Raw genomic sequence first — 15077 nt, 5'->3', positions numbered from 1 at the left:
GTCTTCTTTCTGACGTGTTCGATCCACTATCAGCGCCACCTCCCGGCCTCGAACACAGATAGGCAGATCATGATGAACATCGCGCAGATGCAGGAACAGCGACTGAAGGCACTTGAACTGACGAAGGGTGGCGCGCCGAAGCTGCCGTCCAATCCGTTCTTCGGCGTCGGCCCGATCACCGATGCGACCACCGACGAAGTGGACAGCCGCCTGCGACGCCTCGCCTTCGATGCCTGGATCGAGAAGACGTATCGCAAGTTCGACGACAGGGGCAACGACATCGGCGGCTTCACCACCGCCGAGATCTCGCGCAGCATGCATCGCGGCTATCCGGCAGACAAGATCCTGACCGACATGATGCGGGCGATCCATCGCTATTTCGGCTTTCCGAAGACGAACCGCATGGCGGTCGGGCTCGGTGGTGGCCACAGCGGCTTCACGGTCTGCGTCCAGCACCTGATGAACGCCAACGACGCCTCCCAACGCATCTATGTCGATACGCCGCGGCCGGAGAGCGATCCGTCGAAGGCCGCGGGCTTCTTCCGCCAGTCCTGGGCCACCCAACTGATCGAGATGCAGCGCTTCGCCGAAAAGGGCTGCGAGAGCCGCATCCACTTCGCCGCCTCCGAAGGCGTGATCCCGTCGGCAGAAGAGCTCTCGGCCCTCGGCGTCTCGATCTTCGTCGGTGTCGGCCACGAGACGACCGGGGCCAATGCCTATACCAGCCGCGAGATCCGCGAACTCTTGAGCTGGATCGACGGTGATCCGGCAAACCGCCATGCGGTGTTCGATGCCACCTCGATGCTCGGCGCCATGCCGTGGGAGCCCGAACTGGTCGCCGCCGTGATGGCGAAGTGCTGCCTTTTCATGCCGTTCCAGAAGGCGATCGGCGGGGTTTCGGGCTATTTTGTCGCCTCCTTCACGCCGTATGCCCTGGCATTGATCGAGAAGAACCAGCAGGACCCGGCCTGGGCGATCCCGCGTCAGCTGAAGATCGCGCCGCCGATCGATCCCAGACAGCCGTTTTCGGCCAAGCGCTCCGTCGATGCCGGCCCGTTCTACGATGCCGGCGAAGACCGCATGCTTGGCGGCGTCATCAACACCTACAGCGCGCTCGCCTTTGCCGAGACCACCTTCGGCCTTTTGCAGTCGGAGGCGCGTGTCGGCTCCGTCGTCGAGCTCAACCGCCGCTCTGCCGCCAACCGCAAGGTCATCGACGAATGGGTCGCATCGCATCCGCTGCTGTCGCTGACGGTCACCGATGCCGAACGGCGCGGCGCGGCGGTGACGCTGCTCAAGGTCGAAGACGACGGTATCACCGATCCCGCCATCCACGCCCGCATCATCGCCCGTTCGAAGCAACTGCTCGGCTATGAGGGAATTACCCATCCGAATGGCGAATACGAGCGCGGCCTCGATGCGGCCCGCTACGTCAATGCCTTCCCGGGCACGCCCGGCGACTACCGCGCCTGGGTCGGCGGGATCCGCGAGCCGGAAGATGTCGTCGCGTTGCTGGAAAACCTGCAATACGCCTATCTGCGCGCCAAGATCGTCGTTCTCGAAGAGGAACTGGCGAAGAACGGCGTCAGTTTCGAGGCCCCGGCCAAAGCCGACGGCGCCGTCCGCAAGGACGATCCTGCGCGCGCCTACACCGTGCTGATCGCCGATCTGGTCGGCCTGCGCTTCGGCGCCGACGGCCAGCCGGACCACAGCGAGATCAAGGCCTATATCGAGGAAAAGGGCGGCGTCTTCCATCTGGGTCCGCTCGGCGACCGCTCGGCGCTCGAGAAGGGCCGCATCCATTTCTTCTACCAGCCGAACCTCAGCACCGAGGCGGAGATCCTGCCCCAGACCGACAAGGGCCAATACGACGCACTGATCGCGGCCGCGACCTTCATTCCGAAGGCCTCGGTCTTCCCGCTCGGCGGCGTGCGCATCGGTGCCGGCACCGGCAACATGGGCTCGGCCTCCTGGGGCGGCGGCAACGGAGAGGGCGGTGAGGCGCCGCTCATGAACACGCCGGGCATCAACAGCCGCGCGACCGCGCAAATGGCGATGAAGGCGGTCCTGAAGGTCTTGCCCGATCTGCCGGTCGACAGGCTGCACCGGATGGTCGCCGAAGGCGACTTCGACACCGGCCGCCAGCTCAAGGATTTTCCGACCGCCAAGCTCGAGGGCCGCAAGATCGCCATTCTCGGCTACGGCAATATCGGCCGTGAAGTCGCCAAGCTCGCCAAGGCCTTCGGCATGAAGGTGGCGATCTATGCCCGCGAGCATCACAAGCACTGGATCGAGGCAGAAGGCTTCGACTACGCCGCAAGTCCGGTCGCAGCAGCGACCGGCGCCGACGTGCTTTCCGTCCATATCGGTCTCGGCCGCCTGGACGCGGCGACCGGCGTCTATTCCAACGCCGGAACCGTCAACGGCAAGGTACTCGGCGCGATGAAGGACGGCGCGGTGCTGGTCAACTACGATCGGGGCGAGGTTGTCGATGCCGCGGCGCTCGACGAGGCACTCTCGTCCGGCAAGATCGCGCATGCGGCCATTGATGCCGACCTTTTCAAGAACGCCGCGACCGGCAAGCTCAGCGGGCCGATGCTGCCCTATCTGCCGCTCGAAGAGCGCCACAAGGGCAAGCTCGAGCTGCTACCGCACGCGGCTGCCGACACCGACCATCCGTCGCGGGTGACCGGTGCGAAGCAGGCGGTCGACCAGATCTTCGACGTCATCCGCTTCAAAACGGTCACCAATCTCAAGGGCGACCTTCCGGAGGGTTACGTTTCAGCAGGAAGCCGCACGCCAGGCGGCATCGGTCGGGTGACCAAGCGGGCGGTCTCCGAGGTCGCCGGCAATGCGGAACTGCTGGAGGAACTGCGGCAGGCCTCGGAAAAGATCGCGGCGATCGTCGGCGCGCTCTCCGCCGTTTCCGATCCGGACCATCGCAGCCGGATCATCGATCGCTACACCGGCCTGCTGGTCGAAAATGCCGGCCGGCAGAAGGCGTTGCTCGACCGGCTCGGCCTCTACGGACCAGCGGAGGAGTGAGGCTTCTGCCGCTTCTCAGCAGCGTCCCCGCGCGTCTGATAAGACGCGCGGGATCTAGACAGAGCGGCCATCGTGAAAATGTTGCTCGGTGCGTCACGCGCGCGCGATTTCGCCGTCGCGTAGTCGCGTTCGACAGGCTCGATAAAGAACGGCTCTCGTTGGTGCCGGTCTCATGGGTGGGAGTCCGCGCGCTTCGCCAGAACTGGTGAGCCGCACCCGCTTCCTCGGCCAAAGTTCGGAAGTCAGGACGGAACGAATATTGCCGGGCGGGGCCCCGTAGCCGACTGCCAAATTGCGGAAAGCTTCCGTCGCGGCATAAACAGTTTCCGCGGAAGTCACGGCCTGGCAGACCCGGGCCTCGTCGGACATGTGCACATAGAGGACGCCGGGGATAGACAAGGGCATGGTACTGACGACCGGGTCCAGAATCACGTCAATTGCCGCCGGCGCCACGTCGTTCAGAACGAAGACCACAAGCCCGTACCGGCTCGCCCGATAAGCAGTAATGATCACAGCCGCTGGCAGCAGGCCGTCGGTCTGCGTAATCTCTATAACATTTTGTACATGCATAGTCGCTCCCCGAAAAAGAAGAACGCTTCACGTTTGGAACGCCTTGGGCATGGATCAAAAAAGCGGCGGCGTCGATTACCTAATCCAAATTTGTATCGTTCCGGGACCCGGATATTAAACCGAGGAACTCTAACCTATTGCCGGTTGTTCGAATATATTCCCATGGATATACACATCGCGTCTTTTTTCATTTTTCATGGGGCAAAATCGCGTTGGTGACACCCGGGCCGAGATGCCGAGAATGCGAAGCCCATTCCAGTTTATTCTCCGCCGCCTGGAGAGCATTCGTCCACGTCGAAGATCAATTCTCCGAAATCAGCGGTTTTGCTCAATGCGCTTCGGATCATTCAATATTGAGCTGCAGTCTCTTTGACAGATTGGCAAGTTCCACGCGCGTCGAAATGCCGAGCTTGCTGTAGATGCTGTGAAGGTGGAGCTTCACTGTGCCGGTTGAAATGCCGAGTTGCGTACCAATTTCCCTGCTGCGCATGCCCATCGCAGCAAGGCGAGACACCTCGATTTCGCGCTGCGTCAACGCTTCAAGAATTCGGGAGCGCTCGGTCTCTTGTTCACGGATTCGATCGAGTGCGTCTTTCAGCGCTGGATCGTGAAAATAAGTGCCTCCGGCCACGACCTTTCTGATGCAATCCAACAGCGCGACAGGCGCTTGTTCCTTCAGCACGATGCCGCTGACGCCTAGCTGCATTGCTTCCTCGAGTTGGCCGTCGCCGATATCCGCGGTGAGGATCACGATAGTCACGCCACGCCGCACGCGCCGCACGAACTCCAGGCCGCTCATCTCGGGCATTCGCAAGTCGAGAACGACGACGTCGACAGAACCGGAATTCAGGACATCAAGCGCCTGCACGGCGTTTTGACATGTCGCCACGACCTGCCACCCCGGCACGGTCTCGATCAAACGCCGTAATCCGTCAAGAACGATCAAATGATCGTCAACGACAATCACGCGGAGATTTATCGCGGCATCGGAAGCATGATCATCACTCTTGTCCATTCCGCAATCCTATCAATTGAAAGTCTTCCACCACGGGCGGCCGTTCGCTCGCGCAAGCTTCTTGGGCCCATTTTCTTGTGTTCAAGCTCGGCATGCTCGACACGGCCGCCGAAGCCAAAGCCGACCCCGTCGTCGTCCACAGTCAGTGTGATTGCTTCCCTGTCCGTCCGCAGTTTGATCCTGACCTTTTGCGCGTGCCCGTGCCGCACAGCGTTGGCTGTCGCCTCCGATGTCATGCGGGCCAATTCGTAAGTCAAACCCATCGGAAGCCTGACCTTGGCCGGATCGAGCGCGACATCAACATCGATCTGCCATTGCAGCATGAGCCGATCGGCCAATACTGCGAATTGATGCTCCAATTGTACTTCCGCAGCGTTTCCATGCTCGCGCCCGGGTTCAAGCGCCCGGATGAAGGTGCGAAGCTCGCGCTGCTCGTCGACAAGCATCGACTGGATTGCGGTCAAGCGCTCCTCCAAGTCGTCCGGCGGTTGCTGTCCCATCGGCCGCAGAGACTGAAGCTGCAAGGCGGTACCTGCCAGTGTTTGAAGAACACCATCATGAAGATCGCGGCCGATGCGAATGCGTTCCTCGACGGCCGCCTCGTCGCTGAGCCGACGAACCAGCATTGCTTGTTCGAAAAGCGCCTTGATGCGATCGGCTATGATTTCGGTGATTGCGACGTCGTCAAGCGTCAGCGCCGGCGGCTCGAGCAGAAAAAGGCGAGCCTGCAGGTCGCCGACCTCGAAATGTACGGAGACGGCGGAAGTCAACGAAAACGTATCGACAAGTGCAGGGGAGAGCGGCGGCCGCTCGCCGGTCCACCAGTCGAATCGACCGTCACCTTTGTGAACCAGAAGGCGGCCCCGTGCGGCGTCGGAAATCAACAGGCTGCGTTGCTGCAGAGTTTTGTCGGTCCAGAATTCAAAAGCGTCTGGAGGCATCTGCGTGACCTTGCAGACCCCGTTTTTCCATAATGCCACATATGTCCACGGCTCTTCGCCGTCGCTCCAGATCAGCAGAGCGCGCTTAACCAACATCACATGTGCGGCATACTCCAGCGCAGCGGCAGCGGGCCACTCACGGCCCTGAGGGAGGGCAGGGGTTCTTTGAACCAATCTCAACAGTTCGGCGCGCACCGCCTCCTGGTGAGCCCCAAGCCAGATGAGCAGTACCGCCGCGACGAAGATGAACAGAAGCCTCGAAACATTCGTCGTCGTATCAGCGTCCGGATCGAACAGATCACGTGTATCGAAGTATCCGAGATACAGCAGGATCAGCAGGCAGACGAGCCCGCTCCAGAACGCACCCCGCCATCTCCAATGCAAGGTCGCAGACAACAGCGTGAAAGGGATGAGCACGAAAAAGGGGCTCGACGCGCCGTCAGTCATCGACATGAACGCGGCGAATGCCAGGATATCGATCACGTGGCGTATGAAAGTCCCGCGTACTGTCGCAATCTCCGTTCGCCAGGCCAGAATGGCAACGATGACGGCGTAGCAGAAATATGCGACGAGCAGTGCGTACATGGGCTCGGGCGGCAACGGCGCCTGCATCGAGTCCAGCCATGCGATGCAGATGCTGCCGGCCGCCAGCATGATCCGGCCGATTGCGATCACCTTGTCCGATCGGGCACGAAAGGTGTTCGTCCAAACCATGCGACCCGGCGGGACATCCCGCTCGTTCGCGTGGCGATCGCGCTGCGACATGCTCGGGATCCGTTCGTCTGAGCGGCCATAGCCGATACGCAGCCGATCTGACAGATTGAACGTCCTGAGGATGGCCGTTGTACACCCCCTTAGAGCCGCTTCGATTGAAGCGCTTATGTTGGCCGAACTGTTCCGCATCAAAGCGGCCACCCAAGAATGAACTAATCCAGATATTTCCTGTCAAAAGAGGTATCTGCCGGCTGCGGCAGCAAAACTAGTCTTTTAAAATCGCCCCGTCTCTTGATGGCGCGAGCATGCATTAGGGCTGGGATAAGCTAAATTGGATGACTGCCAATATACCGCTGGTCATATGGATCCGTCGATCCGGTTTCCTTCTGGTGCGATTGAATTTTTCATTGGTCAGCAACCGGCCATGCAGGCTCAATGATGTTCAGCAATATCAGCGGCAAGAATTCTGTTGCGAATACCAAAAGTCTGGGGCGAACGTAACGCTGGCTGATATGTGAAAATCCAATTCTTTCTATGCTTTCATCGGTTGCAGATGTGCCGCCAAGGAGCATCGAATGATGCCCATCTTGCTGCTCGCAAGCCGCTTCTATATCCAACGGCATATTGACCGGCCCCAACTGCTGTTGCTGTAGTCGGCCATGAATTTAAAGCGATTGTGAGGGGTTATCGCCCTCGAATTCAGTTTGATGCCCGGCGCTTGATTGGGGTGAGTAGCAATGAGCGCGTCGCATGAACCGATCATAGAAAACATTCCGGAGGGACCGTCCAACCGTAGCTTCGGCTATACCGTCGGCGGAATTCTTTCCTGCCTTGCACTTTTAAGGTGGTGGCTGGCGGAGCAGGCCACCCTACTGACCATTGGGCTTGGCTCGGTGGGAATTGCGCTCGTCGTCCTGGCATACCTGGCTCCCGACACTTTGACCACCGCGAACCGGCTCTGGACCAAACTCGGCCTGCTCCTGTTCAAGGTGGTCAATCCGGTCGTGATGCTGCTCATCTACGTAACCACATTCATTCCGATCGGGATTCTGATGCGATTACGGGGCCACGACCCCTTGGCGCCGGCATTCGACCGCAGCGCGAGCACATACTGGAAACCGAGGTCCCCAAACGAGCCGGCGCCGGCGACGATGCGCAACCAATATTAATTTTCGAGAGGAAGGAAGAGATGGAATTCGTCCAGGAGCTTTTCGCCTATATGGGCAACCGAAAGAAGTTCTGGTTGCTTCCGATCCTGATCATGGTGACCGTTTTTGGAACGCTGGTGGTCCTCACGCAGGGCACCGCTGTTGCCCCGTTCATCTATACTCTGTTCTGATGCGGGGTCCCTCGTGCGCGTTCTGGGTATTTCCGCCTTTTATCACGACAGCGCGGCGGCTCTGGTTGAAGATGGCCGCGTTGTCGCGGCCGCGCAGGAGGAACGCTTCACTCGAAAGAAGCACGACCCGAGTTTTCCTGCGCGGGCGATAGAATACTGCCTGGCGGAAGCAGGCTGCGGCATGAACGATATCGATCATGTCGTGTTTTACGATAAGCCGTTCCTGAAATTCGAGCGGCTTCTCGAGACCTACCTTGCGACCAGCCCCAGAGGGTTTCGTTCATTCAAGCTTGCGATGCCGATATGGATCAAGGAGAAGCTGTTTCAAAAGAAGCTCCTTCGCAAGGATCTGGGCAGGCTTGCGGGTGTGAAGGAATGGGCGGGTTCGCTGCTCTTTACCGAGCATCACCTGGCGCACGCTGCGAGCGCGTACTTTCCTGCTCCTTTCCCAAGGGCCGCGGTATTGACCATGGATGGCGTCGGCGAGTGGTGCACGACATCCCTCGGTCATGGCTGCGACAATCACCTTGAAATATTGAAGGAAATCCATTTCCCCCATTCGCTCGGCCTGCTCTATTCCGCCTTCACCTATTACACCGGCTTCAAGGTGAACTCCGGCGAGTACAAGCTCATGGGGCTCGCGCCTTATGGCCGGCCACGCTTCACCCAGACCATCCTCGACCATCTCATCGACCTCAAGGAGGATGGCTCGTTCCGGCTCGATCAGCGCTACTTCGACTATTGCACCGGTCTCACGATGACGTCGCCGGCCTTCCATCGCCTGTTCGGCGGTGAACCGCGCAAGCCGGAATCCCCGCTTACACAGCGCGAAATGGACCTGGCGGCATCGATCCAGAGCGTCACGGAAGAGGTCGTCCTGCGGCTCGCGCGGTTCGCGAAGCGGGAGACCAATGAAAAGAACCTTTGCCTGGCGGGCGGTGTCGCGCTCAACTGCGTTGCCAATGGCAAGCTCCTCAAGGAAGGTCTTTTCGACGACATCTGGATACAGCCGGCCGCCGGCGACGCAGGCGGCGCCCTGGGTGCGGCGCTCGCCGTATGGCATGACTATCTCAGCAAGCCCCGCGCCACAAACGGCGGGGACAGCATGGCCGGGGCCTATCTCGGTCCGAGCTACGGACAGGGTGAGATCGAACAGCGCCTGACTGCCGCCGGCGCGGCCTACAGGGTCCTGTCCGACGACGAAATCACGGCAGACACGGTCGAGGCCCTCGTGGAGGAAAAGGCTGTCGGCTGGATGCAGGGGCGCATGGAGTTCGGTCCCCGCGCGCTCGGAGGGCGCTCGATCCTCGGTGATCCGCGCTCGCCGACGATGCAGAAGACGCTCAATCTGAAGGTCAAATACCGGGAGAGTTTTCGCCCCTTTGCTCCCTCGGTTCGCCGCGAGGACGTGGCGGACTGGTTCGATCTCGATGCCGACAGCCCCTATATGCTGCTCGTCGCCGACGTATTGGAGAGCCGCAGGCTGCATGCCAATCGTCCGCAGGAGCAGTTGTTCGGCATCGACTTGCTGAATGTGCCGAGATCAGAGATCCCTGCTGTCACCCACGTCGACTACTCGGCGCGCATCCAGACGGTGCATCGCGAAACCAACCCTCGCTACTGGGATCTGCTGACAGCCTTCAAGGCTCGCACCGGGTGCCCAGTCCTCGTCAACACCAGCTTCAACGTGCGCGGAGAGCCGATCGTCTGCACGCCGGAAGATGCGTTCCGATGCTTCATGGGCACGGAGATCGAACGGCTCGTCGTCGGGAACTGCATGCTGAAGAAGGAAGACCAGCCCGAGCGTCTGCGCAAGGACTACAAGGAACAGTTCGAGCTCGACTAGCGGGATCGAAACTGCAGGTCCTTCCAAAGGATTGGGGCGTCGAAAACTCCCGTGTTTACCCCGTCTGCTCGACGATCGGCGGAACCTGAATCACCTTCAGCTCCGATGCGCCGGAGTCGATGATCTCGAAGACCGCGTCGAGCATTTTCGGAACGTCCTGGCGAACCATTTCGATGTGGTCGCCGAGCATGGCCACGAAGGGATCCCAGTCGAAGCAGCCAAGGTGCGGCATCCGGTCGGCATAGTGGCCGGAGCGACGGATCCAGCGCATCACGCCTTCAAGTGAAATGGTGGAATTAACGAACATGCCGCGCGGCAGTGTTCCGACCTTTTCCGCGATCGCCTTCATGGCGTTCTCGGCCTTTTCAGGCGCGTAGCCGCAGGTGAGCACCAGCGCCTCGTCAACCGCCACGCCCGCTTCGGCATGGGCGACGCGAAATCCTCTTACGCGTTCCGATGTGTTGTGGTCGGTGCCGCGCCCGCCGACGAAGAGCAGCGGCGCCTTTTCACCGAACTCTCGCTCGCAGTTCTGAAGTACACGCCGCGTCAGTTCGAGCGCGCCGGCGAAATTGTCCGAGATGACCGACGGAACACGCGAACCCGGCAGGTCAAGGTTTACGGCGCGCACGCCGGCGGCCGAACAGATGTCGGCGATGCGATCCGGATCGGTCGCGCCGGTCGCGATCAGGCAGTCCACCTGATAGGAGAGCATGGCGCGCGCGGCTTCGATTTCCAGTGCGGGATCGCGCCGCGTGCAGGTGATGATTGGGAAAAGACCTCTCTCGCGGGCCATGGCCTCGAACTGTTCGACGATCGAGCCGAAGTAGCGGTTGTCGTACTTCGGGACGATCATGCCGATTATTTTCGATCGCTCGCGCCTGAGCACGCTCGCCTGCATGTTTAGCGCATACCCCTGTTCCTCGGCGAGCCGGGTGATCTTCTCGGCCAGTTGGCTGCTGATACGGCGCTTCTTCCAGTTCCCGTTCAGCACTGCACTCACCGCGCTCGCCGAGGTCCCGGCCAATTCGGCCAGGTCGTAGATCGTCGTCCTTTTCGTCGGAATGCTACGCTTCACGAATTTTGATCTCCCATTTTCGGAGGCCACCTTGACATCAAAGGCGTTAAGTGGCAATTGTGCTTCATCGATTGAGCAAGCGAGCGCAATCGATGAAGCCGCCAGTTTCAATAAAAGCTGGGCAGGGAGGAGTCAGACAGAAAATCAAAAAATCAAACGCCGCGGTGTTCGCTGCGGCGAGCGACCGGCTGCGCCCTGACGGGCCCACAAAAGCCGTCCGAATTTTATCGCCGGACGACTTCGCGATATCTTGGGCGCGATATCTTGGGGGTGTCGCCCTTCAAAAGCTTCAGGACGCCGGCGAAAATCAACCTTGGAGGAAACTTATGAAGACGATCTATTACTTGCTTGCCTCGACCGGCCTTGCCGTGTCGCTCAGCAGCGCCGCCGTTGCGCAGGAATCGGCCACTGTTGCCTTCCTGATGCCGGACCAGGCTTCGACCCGCTACGAGGAGCATGACTATCCAGGCTTCAAGGCGGAGATGGAGAAGCTCTGCCCCGACTGCACCGTCATCTACCAGAACGCCAATGCGGACGTGGCGCTTCAGCAGCAGCAGTTCAACTCCGCGATCGCTCAGGGCGCCAAGGTTGTCGTGCTCGATCCGGTCGATTCCGCCGCGGCTGCCGCGCTCGTCGAAATCGCCCATTCCCAGGATGTCAAGGTGATCGCCTACGACCGTCCAATCCCGGACAAGCCGGCGGACTATTACGTTTCGTTCGACAATGAAGGCATCGGCCGCTCGATCGCGCAGTCGCTCGTCGACCACCTGAAGGCATCCGGCGTTCCGGAAGGTTCCGGCGTGCTGCAGATCAACGGTTCGCCGACCGACGCGGCCGCCGGCCTCATTCGCGACGGCATCGATTCCGCCCTCGACGCATCCGGCTACAAGACGCTCGCCGAGTACGATACGCCGGATTGGGCGCCGCCGAAGGCGCAGGAATGGACCGCCGGTCAGATCACCCGCTTCGGCGACCAGATCAAGGGCATCGTCGCCGCTAACGACGGAACCGGCGGTGGTGCGATCGCCGCTCTCAAGGCGGCAGGCGTCAAGCCGGTCCCCCCGGTCACTGGCAACGATGCGACGATTGCGGCCCTGCAACTGGTCATTTCCGGCGATCAGTACAACACGATCTCGAAGCCTTCAGAGATCGTAGCGGCGGCTGCCGCCAATGTCGCCGTGAAGCTGATCAAGGGCGAAACCCCGGAAGCGACCCACAAGCTGTATGAAACGCCCTCGCAGCTCTTCACTCCAGCGGTGGTCACGGCCGAAAACATCAAGGCCGAGATCTTCGACAAGAAGATCAACACGCCGGAAGAGATCTGCACTGGCGAATATGTTGAAGGTTGCCGCAAACTCGGCATCATGAACTGAGACTCTGACTGCTGTCGTGTTCGGTCGCGACGCGCGGCCGAACACATCTCCGAGATCACGATGATTTTGGTCGACCCAAGATCATGGCCGTGATGGATTCTAGCAACTTGGAGCGGGATGCGTGGCGGATCGCTCGTCGTTTCCTTGATCCCGCCCCACTGCATGTTTCCTTAGATCGCGTTCGATTTAAGGGTGGATACATGCAGCAATTCAGAGAGTTACAGCGTCATTTGCGCCTCTGACAAAACGCGCGGCGCTGTAGTCGAAAGGTCGAAAGGCGATGACACGCGATATCAAGAGTGCTCCCGTGAAAGGTGAGCCTGTGCTGCGTCTTCGCGGCATATCCAAGAATTTTGGCGCCGTATCCGCACTCACCGACATTGAACTTGACGTCAACGCCGGCGAAGTCGTCGCGCTGGTGGGAGACAACGGCGCCGGCAAGTCGACGCTCGTCAAGATCCTCGCCGGCGTGCATCAACCGTCCGCGGGCACGATCGAGTTCTGCGGCGAAGGCGTGACGCTCGACAATCCTGCAAAGGCGCTTGGCCTCGGGATAGCGACCGTCTTCCAGGACCTGGCGCTGTGCGAAAATCTCGATGTCGTCGCAAACCTGTTTCTCGGCCACGAACTGGCCCCCTGGCAACTCGACGAAGTCGCGATGGAAGTGCGCGCCTGGACGCTTCTGCGGGAGCTGGCCGCGCGTATCCCGTCCGTCCGCCAGCCGATCGCGTCGCTCTCCGGCGGTCAGCGCCAGACGGTGGCGATCGCGCGCTCGCTGCTCCTGGATCCAAAGCTCATCATGCTCGATGAGCCGACGGCGGCACTCGGCGTCGCCCAGACCGCCGAAGTCCTCAACCTGATCGAACGCGTCCGTGACCGCGGGCTCGGCGTGATCATCATCAGCCACAACATGGAAGACGTGCGCGCGGTGGCGGATCGCATCGTCGTGCTGCGGCTTGGACGCAACAACGGCGTCTTCCTGCCGGATGCGTCCAACCATGACCTCGTCACCGCGATCACCGGTGCCACGGAGAACGCCGTTTCGCGCCGGCTCGACCGCAAGACCGGCCTCGTCAATGAGCAGAGCGGAGGACCCGCATGAGCCAGAATCCTTCGAACGCCGCCGTCCAGACCCAGCCGAGGCTCGACCGCAGCGATGAACGTGTGCGCCATGACGAGGGGATCCTCGACATGGTGTGGGGGTTCATTGATCGCGTGCGGTCCGGCGATCTCGGCATGCTGCCGGTCGCGGTAGGCCTCATTGTGATCTCGGTCATCTTTTCGGCCCTCAATCCGGTCTTTCTTGCCCCCAACAACCTCGTGAACCTGCTCTTCGATTGCGCCACCGTAGGCGTGATTTCGCTCGGCATCATTTGCGTGCTGGTGTTGGGCGAAATCGATCTTTCGGTCGGCTCCATGAGCGGACTGGCCTCGGCGATGGTCGGGGTGTTGTGGGTGAACTCCGGCTGGCCGATCGCCGCGGCGATATTCGCGGCGCTTCTGGTCGGTGTCGTGGTCGGACTGATCTACGCAACCCTCTACAACCGGCTCGGGATGCCGAGCTTCATTGCGACGCTCGCTGGTCTTCTCGCGCTGCTCGGCATGCAGCTCTATATCCTGGGGCCGACCGGTTCGATCAACCTGCCATACGCTTCCCCGCTCGTCCGCTTCGGACAAATATTGATCATGCCGGACTGGCTTTCCCACGCGCTGGCGCTGGTGCCGGGTCTCGTGATGATCGGCAAGGGCATGCGCACGATGCGCCAACGGCAGGCGGCGAACCTCTCCTCCCAGCCGCTCGGCGCGCTCATCATCAAGGCGGTCGTACTCACGGTCGCGCTTGAAGTGGCAGTCTTCTACCTCAATCTCGGCCGCGGGGTACCGTGGATGTTCGGCCTGTTCGTCGCCCTTGCGGTGATCCTGAACTACGCGCTGACGCGTACGAAGTGGGGCCGGTCGATGTTCGCGGTCGGTGGGAACCGGGAGGCCGCGCGGCGGTCGGGCATCAACGTGCGCCGCATCTACATGAGCGCCTTCGTGCTCTGCTCCACACTTGCCACGCTCGGCGGCATCCTGTCGGCATCGCGCCTTGCCTCCTCGAGCCAGCAGGCCGGCACGGGCGACGTCAATCTCAACGCGATCGCGGCTGCGGTCATCGGCGGCACCAGCCTCTTCGGCGGGCGTGGCAGCGCCTATTCGGCTCTGCTTGGCATCATCGTCATCCAGGCAATCTCGAATGGTCTGACGCTGCTCAATCTGAGCTCGTCGCTCCGCTACATGATCACCGGCGGCGTTCTGGCAATCGCTGTCATCGTCGACTCGTTGGCCCGTCGTTCCCGTGTCAGCCACGGACGCGCGTGATCCAATCTATTGGAATGGAGTTTCAAAAATGGCTGACCTCATGAAAGGCAAAGTCGCCGCCATCACAGGCGCGGCATCGGGCATCGGTCTGGAATGCGCCCGCACGTTGCTTGCGGAAGGGGCGAAGGTCGTTCTCGTCGATCGTGCGCAGGACAAACTGGAACAGCTCTGCGCCGAACTCGGTGAAAACGCCCTGCCGCTGGTCGTCGATCTTCTCAAGCCCGCCGAAGTCTCCGGCATGCTGCCGCGAATCCTCGATATCGCCGGGAAGCTCGACGTCTTCCACGCGAATGCCGGCGCCTATATCGGTGGTCCGGTGGCTGAGGGGGATCCGGACGCTTGGGACCGGATGCTTAATCTCAACATCAATGCGGCGTTCCGCTCCGTGCATGCGGTGCTGCCCTACATGATCCAACAGAAATCGGGCGATATTCTCTTCACGAGCTCGATTGCGGGCGTCGTCCCCGTCGTCTGGGAGCCGATCTACACGGCATCGAAATTTGCCGTGCAGGCGTTCGTGCACAGCACGCGGCGACAGGTGGCGCCGCATGGCGTGCGCGTCGGGGCGGTGTTGCCCGGGCCGGTGGTAACTGCGCTGCTCGACGACTGGCCGAAGGCGAAGATGGAAGAAGCGCTTGCCAACGGCAGCCTCATGCAGCCGAAGGAAGTGGCGGATGCGGTGCTCTTCATGCTGACGCGTCCGCGCAACGTGACGATCCGCGATCTGGTGATCCTGCCCAACAGCGTTGATCTCTGATTACCTTCGACGGCGCGAGGCCCAGCCCTCCCGCCGATCCA

Annotated in this window: 13 protein-coding genes; 8 read left to right on the top strand and 5 right to left on the bottom strand. The window is 61.0% G+C overall.

Features of this window, described 5'->3' with window-relative positions:
* The first annotated feature begins 69 nt into the window (after nt 1-69).
* Complete coding sequence (locus GHK62_RS25485; protein WP_153441813.1) at nt 70-3045, top strand: NAD(P)-dependent oxidoreductase; 2976 nt, start codon at nt 70-72, stop codon at nt 3043-3045.
* 93 nt (nt 3046-3138) lie between these two features.
* Here GHK62_RS25485 and GHK62_RS25480 read toward each other — a convergent pair whose 3' ends face one another.
* The 4 genes from GHK62_RS25480 to GHK62_RS25465 form a co-directional block, all read right to left on the bottom strand.
* Nucleotides 3139-3615 carry a hypothetical protein gene (locus GHK62_RS25480; RefSeq protein WP_153441812.1) on the bottom strand — a complete coding sequence of 159 codons (477 nt, stop codon included), beginning with the start codon at nt 3613-3615 and terminating at the stop codon, nt 3139-3141.
* Nucleotides 3616-3958: 343 nt separating this feature from the next.
* Nucleotides 3959-4630, bottom strand: a complete 672-nt coding sequence (locus GHK62_RS25475; RefSeq protein ID WP_153441811.1) for a response regulator transcription factor — start codon at nt 4628-4630, stop codon at nt 3959-3961.
* Nucleotides 4591-6336, bottom strand: coding sequence for a sensor histidine kinase (locus GHK62_RS25470; RefSeq protein WP_153441810.1), 1746 nt, complete (start codon nt 6334-6336; stop codon nt 4591-4593). Before GHK62_RS25470 ends, GHK62_RS25475 begins: the two co-directional genes overlap by 40 nt.
* Nucleotides 6337-6689: 353 nt before the next feature.
* Nucleotides 6690-6908, bottom strand: coding sequence for a hypothetical protein (locus GHK62_RS25465; RefSeq protein WP_153441809.1), 219 nt, complete (start codon nt 6906-6908; stop codon nt 6690-6692).
* Nucleotides 6909-7022: 114 nt separating this feature from the next.
* Here GHK62_RS25465 and GHK62_RS25460 point away from each other — a divergent pair, with 114 nt between their 5' ends.
* From GHK62_RS25460 to GHK62_RS25450, 3 genes are read left to right on the top strand one after another with little or no spacing between them, the layout of a single operon-like run.
* Nucleotides 7023-7454: an SxtJ family membrane protein gene (locus GHK62_RS25460; RefSeq protein ID WP_153441808.1), complete on the top strand. Its 432-nt coding sequence runs from the start codon at nt 7023-7025 to the stop codon at nt 7452-7454.
* Between the two features lie 20 nt (nt 7455-7474).
* Nucleotides 7475-7624, top strand: a complete 150-nt coding sequence (locus GHK62_RS25455) for a DUF5989 family protein (protein ID WP_153441807.1) — start codon at nt 7475-7477, stop codon at nt 7622-7624.
* A 13-nt stretch (nt 7625-7637) separates the two neighbouring features.
* Nucleotides 7638-9470 carry a carbamoyltransferase family protein gene (locus GHK62_RS25450; protein ID WP_184108984.1) on the top strand — a complete coding sequence of 611 codons (1833 nt, stop codon included), beginning with the start codon at nt 7638-7640 and terminating at the stop codon, nt 9468-9470.
* Between the two features lie 55 nt (nt 9471-9525).
* Here GHK62_RS25450 and GHK62_RS25445 read toward each other — a convergent pair whose 3' ends face one another.
* Complete coding sequence (locus tag GHK62_RS25445) at nt 9526-10545, bottom strand: LacI family DNA-binding transcriptional regulator (protein WP_184108986.1); 1020 nt, start codon at nt 10543-10545, stop codon at nt 9526-9528.
* Between the two features lie 326 nt (nt 10546-10871).
* Here GHK62_RS25445 and GHK62_RS25440 point away from each other — a divergent pair, with 326 nt between their 5' ends.
* The 4 genes from GHK62_RS25440 to GHK62_RS25425 all read left to right on the top strand — a co-directional run bounded on the left by GHK62_RS25440 (nt 10872) and on the right by GHK62_RS25425 (nt 15036).
* Nucleotides 10872-11918: an ABC transporter substrate-binding protein gene (locus GHK62_RS25440; RefSeq protein ID WP_153441805.1), complete on the top strand. Its 1047-nt coding sequence runs from the start codon at nt 10872-10874 to the stop codon at nt 11916-11918.
* Between the two features lie 280 nt (nt 11919-12198).
* The gene (locus GHK62_RS25435; protein ID WP_153441804.1) at nt 12199-13020 is read left to right on the top strand and encodes an ATP-binding cassette domain-containing protein; all 822 of its coding nucleotides are present in this window, start codon (nt 12199-12201) and stop codon (nt 13018-13020) included.
* Nucleotides 13017-14279 (top strand): sugar ABC transporter permease, encoded by a 1263-nt coding sequence (locus GHK62_RS25430; protein ID WP_153441803.1) that lies wholly within the window; start codon nt 13017-13019, stop codon nt 14277-14279. Before GHK62_RS25435 ends, GHK62_RS25430 begins: the two co-directional genes overlap by 4 nt.
* A 28-nt stretch (nt 14280-14307) precedes the next feature.
* The gene (locus tag GHK62_RS25425) at nt 14308-15036 is read left to right on the top strand and encodes an SDR family oxidoreductase (RefSeq protein WP_153441802.1); all 729 of its coding nucleotides are present in this window, start codon (nt 14308-14310) and stop codon (nt 15034-15036) included.
* Nucleotides 15037-15077: the final 41 nt, after the last annotated feature.

The organism is Sinorhizobium terangae, assembly GCF_009601505.1.
GTDB classification, from domain to species: Bacteria; Pseudomonadota; Alphaproteobacteria; order Rhizobiales; family Rhizobiaceae; genus Sinorhizobium; species Sinorhizobium terangae.
The sequence above is the reverse complement of the archived record's forward strand: the minus strand, read 5'-3'. Positions and strand labels throughout refer to the sequence as shown.